We start from the raw sequence: 21,448 nt of genomic DNA, 5'->3' as shown, positions 1-21,448 counted from the left end.
CGTGCAGAACCCTCCCGCGCCGCGTCGGGAGCACCTGCGCACCGTCCCCGAAAGGAAGCCGCGATGCCCCGCCAGCCCTTCCCCACCGCCCTGACCCAGGCCTCCGCGCCCCTGATCCTGGACGGCGCGATGGCCACGGAGCTGGAGGGCCTGGGGGTGGACACCTCCACGCCTCTGTGGTCCGCGACGGCGCTGGCTGAGCATCCGGAAGCGGTGCGAGCCGTGCACGAGGCGTACTACCGGGCCGGTGCCCAGGTGGCGACAACGAACACGTACCAGGCGAACATACCGGCCTTCACCGCGGCGGGATGGTCTGCGTCGGAAGCTGACGCGCTGCTGCAACGCGCCGTCACACTCGCACGCGAAGCACGGGATGCGGCGGCGCCGGACGGGTGGGTGCCCGGGTCTGTGGGACCGTACGGGGCGTACCTGGCGGACGGCTCCGAGTACACGGGGCGGTACCAGCTGAGCGAGGAGGAGTTCCGGGACTTCCACCGACCGCGGCTGCGGGCCCTGCTGGGGGCCGGTGCGGAGGCGCTGGCCCTGGAGACCATGCCGCACGCCGGCGAGGTGCGCGCCCTGGTGCGGCAGCTGGCGCAGGAGTTCCCGGACGCCCGGGCGTGGGTGAGCCTATCCGTGCGGCAGGCGTCCGACGGCGAGGCTGAGGCCGACGGGGGCGGTTCCGACGGCGGGACCGCGTCCGTGCCGGGCGGCGGCGGGCCCCGGGCTGATGACGACGCCGCGCCCGTGCTGTGCGACGGCACCGCCCTGCCGGAGATCGCCGCCCTGCTCGAGGAGTCCCCGCAGGTGGCGGCCGTGGGGGTCAACTGCCTGCCGATCCCTCGCGTGGCCCCGGCCCTGCGGGCGCTGCGTCGGGGCACGGCCAAGCCCCTGGTGGCCTACCCCAATTCGGGGGAGCGCTACGACCCGGTCACCAAATCCTGGGAGCCCGCCCCCGGCCCGGCCTCCCCGGCCGATGCCGCGGCCGCGTGGGCGGCGTCGGGCGCCCGATTGATCGGCGGCTGCTGCCGGACCACCCCTTCGGACATCCGGCGAATCCGGGCCGCCCTCACCCACCCCTGAGCGCCCCGCCCGCCGCCCGCGTCTGGGATTTCGGGCCGGGTTCGTCGTTTCGGGACGGGATATTCCGGTCCCGAAACGACGAACCCGTCCCGAAACCGGATGAGCGACAGGACCGGTCAGCGGGTCCAGACCTCCCGGCGGTGGGCGGCGTCCCAGAACAGCTCCTCCCACCGGCAGGCATCCAGGAAGGCCTCCCGCATCTGCTCGCGCATCGGGGCTGAGGCCTCGCGGGCCGCCTCCTCCACCAGGGCCACCGCGCCCCGGGCCGACGCCGCGAACTCCGGGTCGCCGTACTCGGCCGCCCACCGGCGGAACGGATGCTCCGCCACCTCCTGCGCCCCGCCGGATAAGGCCAGGCCCACCTCCGCGTAGATCCAGAAGCAGGGCAGCACCGCCGCGGCCCCCACCGCGTAGGGGCGCACCGCGCAGGCCGCCACCAGGGAGTGCATATACCCGCGCGTCGTCGGGCTCGGGGCCTGCGGGCGCGGCAGATCCGCCAGCAGCGGGTCGGACAGCAGCTGCCCGTGCAGCGCCTGCTCGGCCTCGACGGCCGTGTGCGCGCTGCCCGCCCAGAACGCTCCCGCCCCGGCCGACGGCGCCTTCGCGGCCAGCAGGGCCAGGGCCCGGGAGTACTCGGCGAGGTAGAAGGCGTCCTGCTGCAGGTACTCCGCGAACGCCCCGGGATCCAGGCTCCCGTCGGCCAGCTGCCGCAGGAACGGCAGGCGCAGCACCCGCTCCCGGATGGTCCGGGCCTGCGCCCACCAGTGCCCGGTGTGCTCCCCCGCGCCCCAGCGGCCTTCGTCCAGCACGCTCAGCTCCATCGCGTCCCCATCTTCTCCTCGTCTCCTCGTCATCTCCGCTCCTCCGACCCCAGCTCCGGGACCGTTTCGTGCATCCGGGACCGGATGATCCAGCTCCGAACGCACGAAGCGGTCCACCAGCGACGCCCCCCGGTGAGCCGCGCCGCGCTCAGCGCAGCACCTGCGAGAGGTGGTCCACCGGCCCGTGCCCCGCCTGGGGTGTGCGGGAGAGCCGCCAGGCGGCGCCGTCGTGCAGGGCCCGGGAGAGGAACCGCTTCCCCTCCCGCACGGCCTCCACCAGCTGGGCGTCCCCCAGGGCCGGCCGACCCGCTGCCGCCTCGCCCGATGCCGCCCGGGCCGCGTGGGCCGCGATCGCGGAGGACAGCGTGCACCCCGTCCCATGGGTGTTGCGCGTCGGCACCCGCGGGGCCGACAGCTCCACGGTCCGCGCCGGGGCCCCGGACTCGTCGCGCACCGCCAGCACGTCCACGGCCCGACCCTCCGACGCCGCGTCGTCGTCCAGGTGCCCGCCCTTGAGCAGCGCCATCCGCGGCCCCAGCTCCAGCAGGGCCAGCGCCTGCTCCCGCATCCCCGCGAGATCATCGGCCGCGGGGGCCTCCCCCGCCCCGCCGCCCAGCAGGCGCGCGGCCTCCGGGAGGTTGGGGGTGATCACGTCCGCCAGCGGCACCAGCAGCTCCCGCAGCGCCGCCTCGGCCTCCTCGGCCAGCAGGGGATCGCCGCTGGTGGCGACCATCACCGGATCCACCACCAGCGTCCCCAGCTGCGTCCGACGCCGCCGGAACAGCTGCGCCAGCGCCTCCACCACCTCGGCCTGCCCCAGCATCCCGGTCTTCACGGCATCCACCGGGAGGTCATCCAGCACGGCCTCGACCTGGCTGACCGCGAAGTCCGCCGGCACCGGGTGGACCCCGCGCACCCCCGTCGTGTTCTGGCTGGTCAGGGCCGTCATCGCCGCCGTGCCGTACACCCCGAGCGCGTGGAAGGTCTTCAGATCCGCCTGGATCCCGGCCCCGCCGGAGGGATCGGAGCCGGCCACGCTCAGGGCCACCGCCGGGCGCCTCACGACGCCGCCCCCTCGCTCCGCGCGGCCGGGGCGGCGCTGCCCGCCGCGGCCAGCACGCCCTCGTCCACCGCGGCGGCCCGCAGCTCTCGAGCCGCAGCCCGGGGGTTCTCCGACGCCGCGATCGCCGAGACCACGCAGATCCCGTCCACCCCGGCCCCTCGCAGCAACGGCAGGCGATCCGCCCGGATCCCCCCGATGCCCACCGCGACCAGCCCCGCGGCCCGCGCCGGACCGGCCAGCGCGGCCAGGCCCTCCGGACCCAGGGGCGCTGCGGCGTCGGTCTTGGTGGGGGTCGCCCACACGGGGCCGATCCCCACCAGGTCCGCCACCCCGGACTCCGCCGCGGCGCGCACCTCCTCCGCGGTGGAGGCGGACACGCCCACCATCCGCTCCGGGCCCACGGCCCGGCGGGCCACCGCCAGGGAGGCGTCGGACTGCCCCACGTGCACGTGCAACCCCAAGCGCTCGGCCACCCCGACGCGGTCGTTGACCACCAGCGCGGCGGTGCGCCCCAGCGCGTCCTCCGCCCGGCGCACCGCGTCCCGGCAGGCGCGGGCCAGGGCGAGGAATGCGGCGTCGTCGGCGTGCTTATCCCGCACCTGCACGATCCCCGCACCCCCGGCCACGGCCTCGTACACCACGTGCGGCACCCGCTCCGGCCCGCCGCACAGGGCCGTGTCCGTGATGAAGTACAGCGCGGGGTCCACGCCCTCCGGGATCATGCCAGCTCCTCCATCCCCACCAGCTCGACGACGCCGGCGCCGTCCAGTGCGTGCAGCGCGTCCAGCCACGCGACGCGGAAGGAGCCCGGCCCCCTGGCCTCGCGACCGGCCAGGATCCCGGCCGCCCCCAGGTGGGCATGGGCGGCCAGCACGGCGTCGTGGGCATCGAGGCGAACGGGCGTCTCCCGGCCCGGCGCGGCGGCATCCGGGGACTGTGAGCCCTGAGAAGAGCCGGTCCCCGCCGAGGATCCTGCCTCCGACCGAGGTCCAGCGCCCATCTCCGGCCCGACCTCTGGCGAGGATCCGGCGTCCTGGCCGTCGGAGGCGGACTTCGCCTGCCCGCCGCCCGTGCCGGTCACCTCCCGAACGGCTCCCAGGTACGCGGCGACCACCGCGCCCAGCGCGCAGCCGGTGCCGATCACCAGGGGCATCAGCGGGTGCCCGCTGACCAGGCGGGTGACCCGGTGCGCGGAGACGATCAGGTCTCGCTCCCCGGACACGGCCACCACCGCGCCGGTGCGCTCGGCCAGGGCGCGGGCCGCCTCCAGGGCGGACTCCACGGTGTCCGTGGCGTCCACCCCGCGGCCGCCCGCGCCCCTCCCGGCGAGAGCGGAAACCTCGCTGGCGTTGCCGCGGATCGCCGCCGGAGACAGCTCGAGGACCTCCCGGGCGAAGCCGGTGCGCGGTTCGAGCACGCCGACCGCCACCGGATCCAGCACCCACGGCACCCCGTGATCCCGGGCGCCGGCGATGCCGCGGCGGTAGGCCAGCAGGTTCTCGTCGGAGGGGTTGCCCACGTTGACCAGGACGCCGTCGGCCAGGCCCGCGAAGACGCCGGCCTCCTCCGGGTGGTCCACCATCGCCGGGGACGCGCCGACGGCCAGGAGCACGTCCGCGCTGATCTCCCGGACGACGGAGTTGGTCATGGCGTGGACCAGGGGGCCGCGAGCGCGCACGGCATCCACGGCCGCGGCCACGCGCGCGGGAAGGTCGGAGGCCGACGCCTCCCCGGCGGGGGCGGAGCCGGGGGTATCGGGGCCGCGGTGCGATGCGGCGTCGGGGGCTTGGGAGTTCGGGAGGTTCCGGGATTCCCGGGGGTCTCCGGACGTGGTGAAGTGCGTCATGGTGACGTCCCTTCGCTAGTGCTGGCTAGATCAGGTTCCAAGGGTCTGCTCTCAGCCGCCCACGGGCGGCACCCCTCGTCACGGGCTCCCCGCGCGGCGCCGGTGCGACGGCCGCAGGGGAGGTCAGGCCGCATCCTCGCGACCGACTCAGGCCTCACTGTAGTACGCATCACCGCGGAAGCGCCGCCGTGCGACATCGGGGGTGAGGGGGATGGGCCCGCCTCCGGCCGGGACGAAACGCTGGGATGAGCGGGGGCGGGCGGGATGAGTGGGGTGGGTGGGGATGGGGTGTCCACCGGGTTGTCCACAGGGGCTGTCCACACCCGTGGAGAACTCACACCGATGTGGTTCCCGACGACGCGCCCCTGCGGGCCCGTTCCACACCGATCCGGTCCCCTCATCCCCCGACATATCCCCACCTGTGGAAAACTCCGTGCACAACGGGTCGACCGCGGGCCGCCTCCGACGTCGGGGGTGTGGACGGCTGTGGATAACGGCGACGCAGCGCGGCATCCGATCAGCGGGAGGCGCGCGGCCGGGGATCGGGGCGTCACCGAGGGCGCGGCCCCCGAGCCACGGAACCCTCCTCGCCCCCAGACGTGCCCCCGGATCCCCGATCTTCCGCGGAATTCCGGGGGATGCCCCCGGTAGCCAGACGCCCTCGGAGCACCGAGATCCCCCAGAGAGACCCGGAGAACCCCGCCGGCCGAGCACCGGGCCCGCACCGGGCGCGCACCGCGGACGCGAGGGTGCGGGTATCCGATTCTCCACCGTCCCATCCACAGGCGCTGTGAAATGACAGCGGTGTGTTTCGTGCGAGGTGGGTCACCGTTCGAACACCCTTGCCGGGGCCGAGGGCCCGCAGCGGGCGGGGCGCGGCGGGCGCGGAAGACATGCGCGCATCGGCACTCGCAGACGTCTTCGAGTTGTTCACAATGTTGTACACACCTGTGGATAACCTTCTCCACCGGTGTGCACCGCGCCGCCGCCCGATGCTCGATATCCGATGTCGGGAGCGCAGCGTCGATGACGCCGATGACGGCGGACCGTTCTGACCCCAGACGCACCGCAGGGCGGCACCCCGATGCGAGGATCAGGGTGCCGCCCTGCGCGGCGGACGGAAGCGGCGGTCGGATGCGGCGGATTCGCTGCCCCGCCGGGGAGGGTCCGCTCAGGCCAGCAGGCTCGCCCCAGGACGGCCTTCGAAGGCCCCGGAGATCGCCAGGCGGCCCGGCCCGGTGAAGGCCAGCGCCAGCGCACCCAGGGCCAGGACCAGCACGAACTCGTAGCCGCCGTCGCTGGCGAAGAACCCGGCGGAGGCGTGGGCGAAGTAGATCGCGCCGAGCATCTCCAGGCCCAGCAGCAGCCCGGCCAGGCGGCTGAGCAGCCCCACGATCAGGGCGATGCCGCCGATGAACTCCAGGTAGGCGGCGAAGGCCGCGGACAGCTCGGCGGCAGGCACGCCCATCTGCGCGAAGTTCGCGGCGGTGCCGTCCACCGTCCACGTGTGGATCTTCTGCCAGCCGTGCATCAGGAAGACGATGCCGAGCACCACACGCAGCAGGAGCAGCCCGAAGGAGGCGCGGAAAGTCGAGGTCTCGTTGCGGTAGCTCATAGTCGGCTACTTTACCGATCAATGAAATTTCCGCTAGGGGTTCGTCACAGAAGGCGACGTCGGGGCGTCACCTCTCGGCGTCGCCCCCCGGGCAGGCCTCCCCCAGGCGCGGATGCTGCCCGCGCTCCAGCTGCGCGTTGATCACCGCGGAGGGCTTCCCGCCCAGCAGTGCCTCGCCGATGCCGGCCAGCTGGGTCACCTGGCGGCGGGTCAGGTGGTTGAACACCGAGCGGCGCACCTGCTCGACGTGGCCGGGGGCCGCGGCCTCCAGGACCTCGCGCCCGACCGGCAGCAGGTGGCACAGGGTCACCCGACGGTCCACGGTGGAGGTGGAGCGGCGCACGAAGCCCTGCTCCTCCAGGCGCTTGACCACCCGGGAGAGCCGAGCCAGGCGGGTGGAGGTCTGCGCGGACAGATCGGACATGGACAGCCGCTGCTCCGGAGCCTCGGAGAGCATCGCCAGGACCATGTACTCCACGAAGCCCAGGCCGGAGTCCCGTTGCAGCTGGTTCTCCAGCTGACCGGGAAGCTGGAACATGATCGCGGACAGGCACAGCCAGGCGTCGCGCTCCTCGGGGCTGAGCCACCGGGGCTCCCGATCGCTGCCCTCACCCACGCCGGTGGCCATAGCGCCGCTCCCCTCTGCTCGTGATCCTCCGCTGCTGCGCGCCCCTCGATTATGCCCCAGCACCCGGACCCCGTCCCGCACGCCTCTCCCCGGGCACGACCCGCCCTCCCGCCGTCGGCCCTGGTCCGCGCCCCCGAGATTCGGTAAGCTCGCTGGTCGGTGTGCCGGGAAGTCTGGTCGGCATGCGCGGACGTCTCCTGCGGCGCAGGGCGACCCCGCGCATCCTCGTCTCACCCGTCCCCAGCGGACGCCGACCGCGAAAGCGAGCACCATGACCGCCGACTCCCCGACGCCGCCCGCCCTCCTCTCCCGCCTCGGCTCCCTCCTGCGCAGCGAGGCCGCGGGCGGGGCGCTCCTGCTGCTGGCCACCCTGGCCGCGCTCATCCTGGCCAACTCCGGCCTCGCCCCGACCTACTTCGGCGTCCGGGATCACCATCTCGACGTCGACCTCGGGCCTCTGCCCCTGCACCTGTCCCTCGGGCACTGGGCCTCGGACGGCCTGCTGGCGGTGTTCTTCTTCCTCGTGGGCCTGGAGCTGAAGAAAGAGATCCTCGACGGGGACCTGCGGGATCCGGGCAAGGCCCTCGTGCCGGTCGCCGCGGCGGTCGGCGGGGTCATCGTGCCCGCCCTGATCTTCCTCGGCGTCACCGCGATGATGCCGGACTCCCCCGCGGAGGCGGCCCGCGGCTGGGCCGTGCCCACCGCCACGGACATCGCCTTCGCGGTGGCCGTGCTCGCCGTCATCGGGCGGAACCTGCCCTCCGCGCTGCGGCTGTTCCTGCTGACCCTGGCCGTGGTGGATGACCTCCTGGCCATCACCATCATCGCCGTGTTCTACACGGAGCAGGTGCACCTGCTCTACCTGGGCCTGGCCGTGCTGCCGCTGCTGGCCTACGCCCTGCTCGCCCAGCGGTTGCAGGCCGTGTTCCTGCGCCGCGTGGGGGCCACCTGGCTGCTCCTGCTGCCCCTGGGCTTCCTCGTCTGGGCGCTGTTCGTCGGCTCCGGGATCCACGCGACCATCGCCGGGGTCCTGCTGGGCCTGTGCGTGCCGGTGCTGCCCGGGCGGCGCACCCCCGACGACGCCGGGCACAGCCTCGCCGAGGCCATGGAGCACCACCTGCGCCCCCTGTCCGCCGGGGTGTGCGTGCCCGTGTTCGCGTTCCTGTCCGCCGGGGTCGCGGTGGGCGGATGGTCCGGCTTCGCCGAGGCCGCCACCTCCCCCGCGGGCCTGGGCGTGGTGCTGGGGCTGGTGCTCGGCAAGGCCGTGGGCATCACCGGAGCCACCTGGCTGGTGACCCGCCTGCCCGGCACCCGCCTGGACCCGTCCCTGCGCTGGCTGGACGTGGTGGGGGTGTCCCTGCTGGCCGGCATCGGCTTCACCGTCTCCCTGCTGATCGCGGAGCTGGGCTTCGAGCCCGGCTCGGCCCTGAACGACGCCGCGAAGATCGGCATCCTCACCGGCTCCGCGGTGGCCGCCCTGGCCGGCGCCGCCGTCCTCGGCCCCCGCAGCCGCGCCCGCGCCTGACTGACCCTCCTCGCCTGACCCCCCCCGCCGAATCATCGATTCCGACGAGAATCCGGCCGAAAATCCGTCGGAATCGATGATTCGGCGCGGAAGGGGCGGGCGGAGATAGAGGTTGAGGGGGCGTCTCGTGCGGGAAATTCCCATGAATCTCTCGTATCCTGCCCCTCGGGCCGCGCGCGTTCCGCCGGCCCTCGCACCACGGGGAGAGGATACGGGTGAAGGCCTTCGAGATCACCGGGTTGGGCTTCATCGGCACGCTGCTGGCGGTGACCGTCGTCGTCTTCCTCCTCGCCGTGTTCCTGCCGCCGCGGATGCGCCGGACCGGCTGGCTGCGCTACCTCGTGCAGGCCGTGAGCCTGGTGCTGGTGGCCGCACTCGCCCTGGCCAGCGTCGCGGCGCTGCTGAACCGGGACAACAACTGGTACACCAGCTGGGATGAGCTCACCGCGGGTCCCGCCCCCGCGGCCACCACCACCCACTACGGCGCGGTACCTGCGGCCGTGACCACCCCCGCGACCGTGCGCCAGACCCCCACCGAGCTGCAGTCCCACCCGGAGGACAACCCGCAGTTCGGGCACCTGCTGGACCGCGACGCCGAGGACGGGCAGTACCTCACCTTCCACTTCAAGGGCCCCGTCACCGGGCAGGCCAACGACCTCATGATCTGGCTGCCCGCCTCCTACCTCAGCCACCCGGACCGCTTCTACCCCGTGATCCTGGGCTTCACCGGCTTCCCCGGCTCCCCCGCGACCTACTCGAAATCCGTGGACTACGGGCAGATGATCGCCGACGCCGCGCAGAACCGCAGCATGCGCGAGGCGATCTTCGTGGTCCCCAACGTCTCCCCCGGCAGCTACGACAGCGAGTGCGTGGACGGGGACCGCCCCGTGCACGGGATGGGCACCCCCAAGGCGGAGAGCTACGTGACCCGTGACGTGGTGCCGTGGCTGCGCCAGAACCTGCGCACCATCGACGACCCCCGCGCCTGGTCCACCGAGGGCTACAGCGCCGGCGGCTGGTGCTCGGCCATGCTCACCCTGCGCCACCCGGACCTGTTCGGCACCGCCATGATCCAGTCCGGGTACTTCAGCCCCATCTACACCGGCGCGCAGCAGTGGACCGAGGCCCGGGACCCCAAGTACGACCTGGCCCGCATCGCCCGCGACGAGGCCCCCGACGTCGCGCTGTACTACTACTCCTCCACCGACGACACCCTCTCCTGGCCGGCCGCCGAGGCCTTCCGCCGCTCCGTGCGCGCACCCACCTCCCTGTCCGTGAACACCGTGCCCGTGGGCGGGCACCGGCTGGATGTGTGGCTGCCCGGGATGGAGCAGGGGCTGCAGTGGCTGGGCCGGACCAGCCCGTACTTCGCCCCCACTGCCACCTGAGCCGAACGCCCCCGCTCACCCACCGCACCGCCGCACCGCTCACCGCCGCCGAACCGCACCCGCCACCGAGGAGGCGCACCGCCATGAAGACCCGCACCGCGAAGCCCGCCCCCGGGGAGCGCACGGCCCGCTGCCTGACCTGGCTGTATGCCGGGGCCGTCATCGTCAACATCGCCCTGCTGATCGGCACCCCGCTGCGCGGCGGCTTCAGCTTCATCGAGTTCGCCGCGTACGTGCTGAACCTGCCGGTGGAGCGCAGCCTGATCGCCACGGTCGCCTCGATCGTGGTCTTCTGGGCGCTGATGCGGCGCAAGCGGGCCGGGCTGTGGGCGGCCCTGTTCTTCCAGGTCGCCGGCGCCGCTCTGGCCCTGGTCTCCACGATCTCCCTGCCCCTGCCCTGGACCCTCGAGGAGGAGCCGCCCTCCGGGCTGTGGGTGGCCATCGGGGCGAACGCGATCAGCGTGGTCATCGGCGTGGTGCTCACCGTGCTCCTGGTGCGGGCCCGGCGGGCCTTCCCCGCCCGAACGCTGCGCTCCTCCTACGGCCTGGCCCTGGCCGTGCTCGGCGGCGGCTTCCTCCTCGCCCTGGTGGCCTCCTGGCTGGTGCTGCCGGTGAGCTCCTGGACGCACTTCGGCACCCTGATGCTGCGGGCCCTCGGGGTGAACACCGGGTGGATCATCCACAGCCTGCCGCACGTGCAGCGCTGGCAGGTCCAGACCATCACCACCATCTACGGCGTCGTCGCGATCGCGGCGATCTGGGTGTTCCTGCGCTCCGGGAAGCCCGTGCACTCCTGGACCGAGGAGCGGGAGATGCACCTGCGCCGGCTGCTGCACGAGTACGGCGGGCAGGACTCCCTCTCCTACTTCGCCACCCGGCGGGAGAAGTCCGTGATCTTCTCCCCGGACGGGCGCGCGGCCGTCGCCTACCGGGTGATCCGCTCCGTGTCCCTGGCCGCCGGGGACCCCATCGGGGATCCGGCCTCCTGGGACGATGCGATCCGCGAGTGGAAGAGGGAGGCTCGGACCTACGGGTGGATCCCCGCCGTGATCAGCGCCTCCAAGGCCGGCGCCCCCGCATATGTTCGCACCGGCATGTCCGTGATCCCCCTGGGTGACGAGGCGATCATCCACCCGGAGCGGTTCTCCCTGAACAACACCTCCATGACGGAGATGCGCCACACCGTCGCCCGCCTGCAGAAGGCCGGGATGACCCTGCGCATCCGCCGCCACGGGGAGCTCAGCCCCGAGGAGCTGCAGGCCGTCATCGAGCACACGGACTCCTGGCGCCACGGGGACACCGAGCGGGGCTTCTCCATGGCGCTGAGCCGCCTCGGGGACCCCGCCGATGCCCGCTGCCTGCTGGTCACCGCGCACACCGCCGACGGCGCCGCCGTCGGCCTGCTCTCCTTCGTCCCCTGGGGGGCCTCCGGGATCTCCCTGGACGTGATGCGCCGCTCCCCGGACTCCCCCAACGGCACCACCGAGTTCATGATCGCGACCCTGCTCGGGCAGTGCCCTGAGCTGGGCATCACCCGCGTGTCCCTGAACTTCGCGATGTTCCGGGAGACCTTCGCCCGCTCCCACGAGTTCGGCGCCAGCGCCTGGACCCGCTTCAACTCCTCCGTGCTGGGGGTGCTGGACCGGTTCCTGCAGCTGGAGCGGCTGTACCAGTTCAACCAGCGCTTCCACCCCGAATGGGTCCCGCGCTACCTGTGCCTGGACTCCAAGCTGTCCGCCGTCAACGTGGCCCTGGCCTCCGGGGTTGCGGAGGGCTTCCTGCCGCAGTGGCTGCTGCCCAAGACCCCCGCGCACCCCGGGCTGTCCCCGGAGAACCTCGCCGCCCTGCGGGAGCTGGAGCGTCAGCGCGTGGGCGCCGATGACCTCACCCCGGAGTGGAGCGACCAGACTCGCCACCGCATCGCGCACCTGGAGCAGATGCGCGCGGCCGGGTTGGAGCCCTACCCGAAGGGCGACGGTCAGGGCGTGAGCGTGTCCGCGCTGGCCCGGATGCTCGCGCAGGAGCCGGCGGGGACCACGGCCGCCGTCGTCGGGCGGATCCGGTCCATCCGCCGCCACGGCGGGGTGGCGTTCCTGGAGCTGACCGAGCACGGGCACACGATCCAGGCGATGCTGGAGCGCGCAGTGCTCGGCGAGGAGTCCCTGCGCCGGGTGCGCTGGGCGGACACCGGGGACCACGTGCTGATCCGCGGCAGGCTGGGCGCCTCCCGCACCGGCACCCCGTCCCTGCTGGCCGAGTCCTGGCGGATCCTGTCCAAGTGCCTGCATCCCATCCCCTTCGGCTCCTTCACGGACCCGGAGGCCCGGCTGCGCCGCCGCTCGGTGGACCTGATCGTCAACCCGGAGGAGTCCCGGCGCCTGCGCGTGCGAGCGCAGACCATCCGGGCGATCCGACGCACCCTGGATGCGGACGGCTTCCTGGAGGTGGAGACGCCGATGCTCAACACCGTGCACGGCGGCGCCTCCGCCCGACCCTTCAAGACCTTCATCAACGCCTACGGGGTGGATCTGACCCTGCGCATCGCCCCGGAGCTGTACCTGAAGCGCCTGGTGGTCGGGGACATGGGCCCGGTGTACGAGCTGGGCCGGGACTTCCGCAACGAGGGGGCGGATGCCACCCACAACCCCGAGTTCACGGTGCTGGAGGCCTACCAGCCCTACGCCGACTACGACGCGATGCGCCTGCTGACCGAGCGGATCATCAAGAGCGCCGCGCGCGCGGTGTTCGACGCCGAGCAGCTGCCGCTGCGCCACGGGGAGCACCCCAAGGATCCGAGCACCCCGGCCGTGCTCACCGACGTCTCCGGCCAGTGGCCCGTGGTCAACGTGCTGGATGCGGTCTCCGAGGCCGTGGGCCGGCGCATCGACCTGGACACGGACTTCGAGGTGCTGATGCGCCTGGCCGCCGAGCACGAGATCCACGTCCGGGACGACATGGGCCCGGGCGCGGTGATCGAGGAGCTGTACGGGGAGCTGGTGGAGGCCAGGACCGTGCGCCCGACCTTCTACCGGGACTTCCCCGTGGAGACCTCCCCGCTGGCCGGCCCGCACCGCAGCATCCCCGGGCTGGCCGAGCGGTGGGACCTGGTGATCAACGGCACCGAGATGGGCACGGCCTACTCGGAGATGGCCGACGCCCTGGAGCAGCGGCGCCGCCTGACCGAGCAGTCCCTGAAGGCCGCCACCGGGGATCCGGAGGCGATGCAGATCGACGAGGACTTCCTGGCCGCCCTGGAGACGGGCCTGCCGCCCACGGGCGGGCTGGGCATCGGCATCGACCGGCTGATCATGATGCTCACCGACGCCCCGATCCGCGGGGTGCTGGCCTTCCCGTTCGTGCGCCCGGCCCCCGGGGCCCGCCCCGCCGGGCGCACCGCCGGCGCCGAGTCCGTCAGCTCGGCATGAGCATCCCGGCGTACCTCGCCGCCTGCGCGGGCCTGGCCCTGGGCGGCTTCGATCCGGGGCCCCTGCTGATCGCCGCGGTGTTCATGGCCGCCCGCACAACCCCCGACGCCGCCCGGGCCGTGCGCCGGTCCGTGTTCGGCTTCGGCGCGGTGCTCATCGGCGGGACCATCGCCTGGGGGATCGCGCTGTCCCTGGTGTTCGGGAGGTCCCTGGCGGACATCCCGTGGGGGCACTGGCTGCGCGCCGGGGCGGGGGCCGCCGGCGTCGAGCTGCTCCTGGGCCTGGTGGCCCTGGGCTGGGCTGGCTGGGCGTGGCGGCGCCGGAACCGCCCACCGCGCCCGGAGCGCAACCGCAGCTCCTGGGGGCTGCTGGCGGTGGCCGTGGGCTTCGTGGCGATCGTGACCACGGACCCCCCGTTCATCGTGGCCGTGGGGCTGTCCGGGGATCAGCCGCTGTGGGCCGTGATCGCGGGGCAGATCATCTGGGCGGTGGTCTCCCAGGCGCCGCTGTTCGTGCTGTGCCTGGCGGTGCTGGCCAACCGGCACCGCGCCGTCGCCCGCACGGTGGGCGGCTGGTGGGAGCGCTTCCGCCCGGTGCTCAACGTGCTCCTGCCCCTGGGGGTCGGGCTGCTGGGTCTGGTGCTGATCTCCGACGCCGCGGAGTACTTCGCCCTGGGTCGCTTCCTCATCGACCCCCGCGGGGTGCTGTAGCCGACGACGCCGGCCCGGCCCACTCCCGTCCGGGCGGCCCGCTCCCACCGGCCCCGTCGGCCCCTACTCGATCTCGGCGGGGCCGGTCAGGCGCAGCTCCTCCATGTCCAGGCGCTGCATGATCTCGGACAGGGCCTCGTCATCCAGCAGGCCCTCGTCGCGCTGGCGCACCATCGCGGCCCGTTTGTGCCGCAGCACGCCCAGCTGCATGCGCCGCTGCTGCCGGCGCCGTTCCTCCAGCACCTCCCGCGCCTCCGGGTCCCCCGCGGATTCCTCCCATGGGCGGCGGATCTGCTCGTAACGACGCTGGAACTCCCCGAGCACCTCATCGGAGATCCCATTCTGACGGGCCAGCTCCGGCAGCACCGCGAGCAGCTCCCGGTGCGTGCGGATCCAGGCCCGCTCGGTCGCGCCCCCGGCGTCGTCGTCCTCCGGCTGGTCCCGCACGGCCCAGCGCACCGCCACCGGGAACACCACCCCCTGCACCACCAGGGACAGCACGACGACGCCGGCCACCACCAGCACGATCAGATCCCGAGAGGGGAAGGCGGAGCCGTCGGCGAGGGTCAGGGGCACGGACAGACCCACCGCCAGAGACACGGCCCCGCGGAACCCCGCCAGCACGTTGACCACCCGCTCCGGGAAGGTGGTGCGCATGGTCCGCTGGATGGGGCGGCGGTCCAGCAGCCGGATCAGCCCGATGGACACGTGCAGGAAGACGAAGCGAGCCGCCACGGTGGTCGCGTACACGGCGAGGATCACCCCCAGCGCATGCCACAGCCCATCCGAGCGCAGGCCGCCCACCGCGGAGGGCAGCTGCGCGCCGACGAGCACGAACAGGGCGCCGTTGATGAGAAAGGTGATCATCGACCAGAACGGATTGGCGATCTGGCGGGACCGGGCGGAGAAGTGTCGCGGGGCGATCTGGGAGAAGTAGAGCCCGCACACCACGACGGCGAGCACCCCGGAGGCCTCCACAGCTTCGGCCGCGAGGTAGGCGAGGAACGGGGTCAGCAGCATGAGCACGTTGATGTACACGGGCACCGTCATGCGCCGGGCCACCTGCCCGATCAGCCAGCCCACGGCCAGTCCGATCGCGGTTCCGCCGAGGAAGGAGACGGCGAACATCCCGCTGGCGTGACCCCAGGTGATGTGACCCTCCCCGCTGGCCACCTCCACGGCCAGGGCGAAGACCACCAGGGCGGTGCCGTCGTTGATCAGCGATTCGGCCTTGAGCACGGTGGTGGCCCGGCGGGACAGGCCGCGACCCAGCACGGACACGGCGGTGGCGTCCGTCGGGGCCACCGCGGCGCCGATCAGCCAGGCGGTGCCCCAGCTGAGTCCGCAGGCGCGAGCGACGAGCGCGACCGCGGCGGCGGTGAACACCACGAGCAGGGTCCCGTTGAGGATCACCCCCCGCAGGACCCGTCGGATCTCGCGCACCGAGGTGTTCAGGGAGTCCCAGTACAGCAGGATCGGCAGGAACACCACCAGCACGATCTCCGCGGGCAGCCCCACCTGGCGCAGCGATGGGATGAGGTTCATGGCCACCCCGAACACCATGAGCACGATGGGTGGGGCCAGGCGCACGCGCGTGGCCGTCATCTGCCCCAGCAGGATCGCCACTCCCAAGGCGATGACGATCTCCACTCCCAGCACGGCGGCCTCCCCACGATCGGTGTGCGAGCCCGCGCCTGGCGCGCGGGACGCTATGACTCTAGAGGAAGGATCGCCCGTGCGGGTGGGAGCAGCCTCGGGGCTCGGACGCGGCCTTCCGCTCCGGCCTTCCCCTCAGGGCTCGCTCGGTCCGCTTCAGCTCCCGCCGGCCTCGCGGGTCTCCTTCCACCGCCGGTGCAGCTCCCGGCGGCGCTCATACTCGCGCTGGGTGCGCAGCTGGGGGTCGCTGCTGGAGCTGCCCTGGGCCGGGCCCACCACGTGCAGCAGCAGCCAGAGGATGCGGTTGCCCAGCCGGAATCCCCAGCCGAAGGAGTCGTTGCCGGTGGGCTTGTCCATGAGGTCCTCCTCGTCTCGCGTCTCGATGCCCTCGCGCATCGATTCCCACCCAGGGTACACCAATCATTGGTGCCCCAATCATTGGTGCGGGGTGCGCTGGTCTAACATGGGTGCCGCGACCGGAAGAGCGGGAGGAGCGCCGTGGACAGCGAGCAGGAGATGACGCCGGGGGATCCGCTCGCCCTGGAGAGCCAGGTCTGCTTCGCCCTGGCCCTGGCCTCCCGCAGCGTCATCGCCGCCTACCGCCCCGTGCTGGCGCCGCTGAACCTCACCCACCCGCAGTACCTGGTGATGCTGGCCCTGTGGGAGCACGAGCGGATGAACCAGAAGACGCTGGCGGGGATGCTGGGGATGGATCCGGGCACCCTCTCCCCGCTGGTGCGCCGCCTGGAGCAGATCGGCTACGTGCACCGGCAGCGGGACCCGGAGGACGAGCGCTCCGTGCTGCTGGGCCTCACCGACGCGGGACGGAAGCTGCGCGAGCAGGCCGAGGAGATCCCGGAGCGGATGATGCGCCGGCTGGACCTGTCCCTGGCAGACGTCCGGCAGCTGCACCGCAGCATGACCCGGCTGATCGCCGCGGCCCGTCGGGCTCCCGACGAGGAGACCTGAGGCGCCGGAGGCCGACCCCCGAGGGTCACCCAACGGACCGGGAGCCGGTACCCTGTTGCCCATACCTCATGCGCGCGCCGGTCCGGGGCCACCCCCGCGGCATCGCACCCGGTGGAGCCCCCTGCGGCTCCGCGGTCGGCGCCGCACACCCACCGCACCTTTCGAAAGGGGCCCGCCATGGACTCCCTGCAGAGCGTCGTCGCGACCGTCGGCGAGTACATCTGGTACGTGATGTTCGCCGTGCTCATCGCCGCCGGACTGTTCCTCACCGCCCGCACCCGCGCGGTGCAGGTGCGCAGCATCGGCGAGATGTTCCGCGTCATCGGGGAGCCCAGCGGCACCCGCGCGGACGGACGCAAGCAGATCTCCTCCTTCCGCGCCTTCACCATCTCCGCCGCCTCCCGGGTGGGCACCGCCAACATCGCCGGCGTCGCCATCGCCATCACCGTGGGCGGGCCCGGCGCGGTGTTCTGGATGTGGCTGATCGCCACGATCGGCGCCGCGAGCGCCTTCGTGGAGTCGCTGCTCGCGCAGCTGTACAAGCACCACGGGAAGGACTCCTACATCGGCGGGCCGGCGTACTACATGACGCGCGGGCTGAACGCCCGGTGGATGGGCGTGCTGTTCGCGGTGATCATCTGCGTGACCTACGGCTTCGTGTTCAACATGGTCCAGTCCAACTCCATCGCCGACGCCGTGTCCGAATCCCTGAACGGGGTGGCCCCGGAGTTCGCCTCCTCCACCGCCCTGAAGGTCATCCTCGGGATCATCCTGACCGCGATCACCGCGCTGATCATCTTCGGCGGGGTCCGCTCCATCTCCGCGGTCACCCAGATCCTCGTGCCCGTCATGGCGATCCTGTACATCCTGCTGGGGCTGATCGTGGTGGTCATGAACCTCGGGGAGGTCCCTCACGTGATCGCCCAGATCATCGAGGGGGCCTTCGGGATCCGGGAGTTCGTGACCGGCGGCGTGATCGGCGTGATCATGCAGGGGGTGCGCCGCGGGCTGTTCTCCAACGAGGCCGGCATGGGCTCGGCGCCGAACGCCGGGGCGACGGCGGCCGTGTCCCACCCGGCCAAGCAGGGCTTGGTGCAATCCCTCGGCGTGTACTTCGACACCCTGGTGGTCTGCTCCATCACCGCGTTCATCGTTCTGCTGTCCGAACCCGCCTTCGGGGACTCCGCGGAGGGCGCCTCCCTGACCCAGAACGCCCTGGCCGCGCAGCTGGGCGGATGGGCCGTGCACTTCCTGACCGTGGCGATCTTCCTGTTCGCGTACTCCTCGGTGATCGGCAACTACTACTACGGCGAGTCCAACATCGAGTTCCTCACCGAGAAGCGGTGGGTCCTGCAGGTCTTCCGCCTCCTGGTGCTGGTGTGCGTGTTCACCGGGACCGTGGTGGCCCTGGACCTGGTGTGGTCCCTGGCGGATGTGTTCATGGCCGTCATGGCGCTGCTGAACCTCATCGCGATCTGCGCGCTGTCCGGGGTGGCCGCGCGGGTGCTGCGCAACTACGAGCGGCAGCGGCGCAGCGGCCAGGAGCCGATCTTCCGGGCATCGGATGAGCCGTGGCTGAAGAACCTGGAGGTCTGGGACGGGGAGGACGAGGTGACCACCCGCCAGTTCTGGATCGACCAGGACGCCGCGAAGCGGGCCCGCGCCCGCCGCGGGTGAGGCCCTCTCCCCTTCATCGACGCCGCCCGGCCCCCCCGACTCGTGGGGCGCCGGGCGGCGTCGTCTCCGGGGGCGGGCGTCGTCTCCTGGGGGAATACCGGCGACGGAGCGGGGGTTGACCTGGGTGCAAATCACACGACGAGCGTCAGGAGGCTCCCATGAGCGAGCAGAACCAGGATCGCGCCCCGCTGGCCGACCCGGCCGAGGACGACGCCTTCTTCCCCTCCCCCTACTCCCTGTCCCAGTACGTCCCGCCGAAGACCGACTTCGACGGCGTCGAACACGAGGGCGAGTACACCGGGGGCCGCTGGAAGGTGCTGATGATCGGCACCGAGGAGCGGTACCTGATGACCGAGGAGGGGAAGTTCTTCTCCACCGGCAACCACCCCGTGGAGATGCTGCTGCCGCTCAAGCACCTCGCCGACGCCGGCTTCGAGGTGGAGATCGCGACCATCACCGGCGCCCCGGTGAAGCTGGAGCTGTGGGCCATGCCCGCCGAGGACGAGGCCGTGAAGGACACCTTCGAGCGGTTCAAGCAGCAGCTGAAGAACCCGCGCAAGCTCTCCGACCTCGTGGAGAGCGAGCTCGGCGAGGACTCGGACTACCTGGGTGTGTTCATCCCCGGCGGGCACGGCGCGGTCAACGACCTGCCCGAGTCCGAGCTGGTGCAGCAGGTCCTGGACTTCGTGCAGGACCGCCAGCGCACCCTGATCACCCTGTGCCACGGGCCCGCCGCGCTGCTGGCCTCGGGGCTGGGGCGGGAGGAGTCCCGCTTCGCCGGGTACGAGATCACCGTGTTCCCGGATGCCCTGGATGAGGGCCCCAACGTGGAGATCGGCTACCTGCCGGGACACCTGCGCTGGCTGGTGGCCGAGGAGCTGGGCAAGCAGGGGCTGAAGGTGCTCAACGAGGACATGACCGGCGCCGTGCACCGGGACCGCAACCTGCTGACCGGGGACTCGCCGCTGGCCTCCCACGCCCTGGGCAAGCTGGCCGCGGATGTGCTCCTCGACGAGGCCGCCGCGCGGGACTGAGATGTGGAGACGAGCATGGATCTGACCGAGGTAGAGGTGTTCATCCCGGATGGCGGGCCCGAGGACGCCGAGCGGGAGGCGTTCCTGGACACCGCGGAGGAGCTGCTGGAGGAGGGGCTGCCGATCACGGTGTACAGCCGCGGCACGCACGACTGGGCTTTCCAGGAGTGCGAGCACGTGGCGGACATGGTCGCGGCCTCCGGCGAGCAGGTCCTGCCGATCACGCTGCTGGGCCCGCAGATCGTGGCCTCCTGGACGTATCCGACCGCCGAGCAGATGCGCCGCTTCGCCCGCGCCCGGGTCCCGAAGCGCAAGGACCCCCGCTTCTCCTCTACGGGCGCCGCCTGCGGACCCGGCGGGGGCGCCGTCGGGATGCCCGGGGCGGGCGGCCCCGCAGCCGGGGCGCGGATCGCCGGCGCCGGGATCGCCGCGGGTGGTGCGGGTGCCGCCGGCACCCAGGGACCCGCGGGATTCGCCGCGACCCTGGCCGGGGTGCGGGAGACCCCGCGGGGCGGACCCGACATCGGGAACCGACGCAACCTCATGGGCGGGGACGTCGGGGATGGTCTCCCGGAGGCGGATGCGGAGGCGGACGCCCAGCAGGGCGGAGGCTGCTGCGGCGGCTCCTGCGGCTGCGGGTCCCACTGACCCCCCTACCCTCCCTCCTCACCGCAGAACTGGAGATGCCTCTCATCACGGGACGCGTGGCGTCCCGAGATGAGAGGCATCTCCAGTTGTGCGGAGGAGGGGGCGAGGGGGTTGCTCGACCATTTATATAGTGGCACGATGTATTTTCGTCCCGCTCGCACCGTCGAAAGCACCCGCATGTCCGCAGCCACCGACCTGCACGCCCCCGCCGCACCCCAGAGCCCGGCACCCCGGCCCCTGCCGGAGCGCTCCCCCCAGACCCCCGGCTCCTCCCCCGCCTCCGCCCGACGCACCGGCTCCGCGGCCGCCCATGGCCGCTCCCGCCGGCGGATCCGCGGGCCCTTCCGCTCCGGGGAGTTCTGGAGGACCCTCCTGACGCACCTGATCACCCCGCTGTTCCTGGGCACCGGCATGGCCCTGGCCTACCTCGGCGCCTTCCACGCCCCCAGCCCCCACCACCTGCCCGTCGCGGTGGTCGGGCAGGGCGAGCAGACCGCGGCCTTCGCCCAGTCCCTGAACGACGCCGCGGACGGGGACCTGCAGGTACGCACCGTGGGCACCGCCGATCAGGCCCAGCAGCTGGTCCGGGATCGCGACGTCGTCGCCGCCTACGCCCCCGGGGAGGACCAGGCCGCCCTCTACGTGGCCACCGCCGCCTCCGCCTCGGACAAGGAGGTGGCCCAGCAGGTCCTCGGGCCGATCGCCTTCCGGCAGCACCTGCCCCTGCAGACCGTGGACGTGGTGCCCACCAGCGGGCAGGACACCAGCGGGCAGAGCATCTTCTTCATGCTCGTGGCCCTGAGCGTGGGCGGGTACTCCTCCGCCGTCGCGATCGCGGCGGCCACCGCCAAGGTCAGCTACCTCGGGCGCCTGCTGATCAGCGTGGCCGTGTCCTTCGTGATCGCGGCGCTGGTGACCATCGTCGTCGCGGACATCATGCAGGCCATCCCCGGGCACCGCTGGGGTGTGCTGATGCTGTCCTGGCTGTACGTGAGCACCATCTCCCTGCTCGGGGTGGCCCTGCACCCGATCCTGCACCGCTGGACCACGCCGTTCCTGGTGATGTGCTTCGTGATGCTGAACTTCACCAGCTCCACGGGGATCTTCAGCGCCCACACCGCCCCGGCCTTCTTCCAGGGGCTGAGCACCTTCTGGAACGGCGCGGCCTGGCTGCGCGCGGTGCAGACCCTCGTGTACTTCCCCGGCCAGCCCTTCTGGTGGGACATCCTGCGCCTGGGGCTGTGGCTCGTGGTGGTCGGAGGGCTGATGGGCCTGACCCACTGGTTCTCCATCCACCGCACCCGCGTGGTGGACGAGGAGATCCCGGTGGATGAGGACGAGGAGGGCATCGCCGCCTGAG

General features: G+C 72.6%; 18 protein-coding genes and 1 riboswitch. Of the genes, 10 read left to right on the top strand and 8 right to left on the bottom strand.

Translation table 11 applies throughout. The features are described 5' to 3' along the window. Positions 1-63 precede the first annotated feature (63 nt). Positions 64-1,083 carry a homocysteine S-methyltransferase gene (mmuM, locus tag AC0VXQ_RS00890; protein WP_475528779.1) on the top strand — a complete coding sequence of 340 codons (1,020 nt, stop codon included), beginning with the start codon at positions 64-66 and terminating at the stop codon, positions 1,081-1,083. Positions 1,084-1,199: 116 nt separating this feature from the next. On the opposite strand, the gene AC0VXQ_RS00885 is transcribed toward mmuM, so the two are convergent. The 6 genes from AC0VXQ_RS00885 to AC0VXQ_RS00860 all read right to left on the bottom strand — a co-directional run bounded on the left by AC0VXQ_RS00885 (position 1,200) and on the right by AC0VXQ_RS00860 (position 7,056). Further along, positions 1,200-1,904: a TenA family protein gene (locus AC0VXQ_RS00885; protein ID WP_061225831.1), complete on the bottom strand. Its 705-nt coding sequence runs from the start codon at positions 1,902-1,904 to the stop codon at positions 1,200-1,202. Between the two features lie 148 nt (positions 1,905-2,052). Then, a complete protein-coding gene (gene thiD, locus AC0VXQ_RS00880; protein ID WP_061225832.1) occupies positions 2,053-2,967 on the bottom strand; it encodes a bifunctional hydroxymethylpyrimidine kinase/phosphomethylpyrimidine kinase in 915 nt (304 codons plus the stop codon). After that, positions 2,964-3,689 carry a thiamine phosphate synthase gene (thiE, locus tag AC0VXQ_RS00875; protein WP_061225833.1) on the bottom strand — a complete coding sequence of 242 codons (726 nt, stop codon included), beginning with the start codon at positions 3,687-3,689 and terminating at the stop codon, positions 2,964-2,966. Before thiE ends, thiD begins: the two co-directional genes overlap by 4 nt. Beyond that, positions 3,686-4,813 carry a hydroxyethylthiazole kinase gene (thiM, locus tag AC0VXQ_RS00870; RefSeq protein ID WP_232238562.1) on the bottom strand — a complete coding sequence of 376 codons (1,128 nt, stop codon included), beginning with the start codon at positions 4,811-4,813 and terminating at the stop codon, positions 3,686-3,688. The genes thiE and thiM overlap by 4 nt, the downstream gene beginning before the upstream one ends. Next, positions 4,804-4,899: riboswitch (TPP riboswitch) on the bottom strand. (Overlaps the previous gene by 10 nt.) 1,085 nt (positions 4,900-5,984) lie before the next feature. Continuing rightward, positions 5,985-6,428: a DoxX family protein gene (locus AC0VXQ_RS00865; RefSeq protein ID WP_100464980.1), complete on the bottom strand. Its 444-nt coding sequence runs from the start codon at positions 6,426-6,428 to the stop codon at positions 5,985-5,987. Positions 6,429-6,495: 67 nt separating this feature from the next. Then, positions 6,496-7,056 (bottom strand): MarR family winged helix-turn-helix transcriptional regulator, encoded by a 561-nt coding sequence (locus AC0VXQ_RS00860; RefSeq protein WP_058731611.1) that lies wholly within the window; start codon positions 7,054-7,056, stop codon positions 6,496-6,498. Positions 7,057-7,327: 271 nt separating this feature from the next. Here AC0VXQ_RS00860 and nhaA point away from each other — a divergent pair, with 271 nt between their 5' ends. The 4 genes from nhaA (at position 7,328) to AC0VXQ_RS00840 (ending at position 14,104) form a co-directional block, all read left to right on the top strand. Next, positions 7,328-8,581, top strand: a complete 1,254-nt coding sequence (nhaA, locus tag AC0VXQ_RS00855; protein WP_058743535.1) for a Na+/H+ antiporter NhaA — start codon at positions 7,328-7,330, stop codon at positions 8,579-8,581. A gap of 215 nt (positions 8,582-8,796) precedes the next feature. Continuing rightward, a complete protein-coding gene (locus AC0VXQ_RS00850) occupies positions 8,797-9,969 on the top strand; it encodes an alpha/beta hydrolase (RefSeq protein ID WP_058730938.1) in 1,173 nt (390 codons plus the stop codon). Positions 9,970-10,052: 83 nt separating this feature from the next. Further along, entirely contained in the window at positions 10,053-13,394 is a 3,342-nt protein-coding gene (gene lysX, locus AC0VXQ_RS00845; protein WP_358292098.1) for a bifunctional lysylphosphatidylglycerol synthetase/lysine--tRNA ligase LysX, read from the top strand. After that, the gene (locus AC0VXQ_RS00840; protein WP_058730937.1) at positions 13,391-14,104 is read left to right on the top strand and encodes a hypothetical protein; all 714 of its coding nucleotides are present in this window, start codon (positions 13,391-13,393) and stop codon (positions 14,102-14,104) included. Before lysX ends, AC0VXQ_RS00840 begins: the two co-directional genes overlap by 4 nt. Before the next feature lie 63 nt (positions 14,105-14,167). On the opposite strand, the gene AC0VXQ_RS00835 is transcribed toward AC0VXQ_RS00840, so the two are convergent. Beyond that, positions 14,168-15,763: a Na+/H+ antiporter gene (locus tag AC0VXQ_RS00835; protein WP_058730936.1), complete on the bottom strand. Its 1,596-nt coding sequence runs from the start codon at positions 15,761-15,763 to the stop codon at positions 14,168-14,170. A gap of 153 nt (positions 15,764-15,916) precedes the next feature. Then, on the bottom strand, positions 15,917-16,156 hold the full coding sequence (locus AC0VXQ_RS00830) for a hypothetical protein (RefSeq protein ID WP_196826361.1): 240 nt from the start codon (positions 16,154-16,156) through the stop codon (positions 15,917-15,919). A gap of 102 nt (positions 16,157-16,258) precedes the next feature. Between AC0VXQ_RS00830 and AC0VXQ_RS00825 the strand changes: the two genes are divergently transcribed. The 5 genes from AC0VXQ_RS00825 (at position 16,259) to AC0VXQ_RS00805 (ending at position 21,447) form a co-directional block, all read left to right on the top strand. Then, on the top strand, positions 16,259-16,729 hold the full coding sequence (locus AC0VXQ_RS00825) for a MarR family winged helix-turn-helix transcriptional regulator (RefSeq protein WP_311197652.1): 471 nt from the start codon (positions 16,259-16,261) through the stop codon (positions 16,727-16,729). A gap of 177 nt (positions 16,730-16,906) precedes the next feature. Next, the gene (locus tag AC0VXQ_RS00820) at positions 16,907-18,406 is read left to right on the top strand and encodes an alanine/glycine:cation symporter family protein (RefSeq protein WP_058730935.1); all 1,500 of its coding nucleotides are present in this window, start codon (positions 16,907-16,909) and stop codon (positions 18,404-18,406) included. 158 nt (positions 18,407-18,564) lie between these two features. Further along, a complete protein-coding gene (hchA, locus tag AC0VXQ_RS00815; protein ID WP_058730934.1) occupies positions 18,565-19,440 on the top strand; it encodes a glyoxalase III HchA in 876 nt (291 codons plus the stop codon). Positions 19,441-19,455: 15 nt separating this feature from the next. After that, positions 19,456-20,088 (top strand): arsenic metallochaperone ArsD family protein, encoded by a 633-nt coding sequence (locus AC0VXQ_RS00810; protein ID WP_058753880.1) that lies wholly within the window; start codon positions 19,456-19,458, stop codon positions 20,086-20,088. Positions 20,089-20,265: 177 nt separating this feature from the next. Next, positions 20,266-21,447: an ABC transporter permease gene (locus AC0VXQ_RS00805; protein ID WP_064725539.1), complete on the top strand. Its 1,182-nt coding sequence runs from the start codon at positions 20,266-20,268 to the stop codon at positions 21,445-21,447. Position 21,448 lies beyond the last annotated feature (1 nt).

The organism is Rothia sp. QJM3NY_36 (assembly GCF_056173115.1).
The sequence above is the reverse complement of the archived record's forward strand: the minus strand, read 5'-3'. Positions and strand labels throughout refer to the sequence as shown.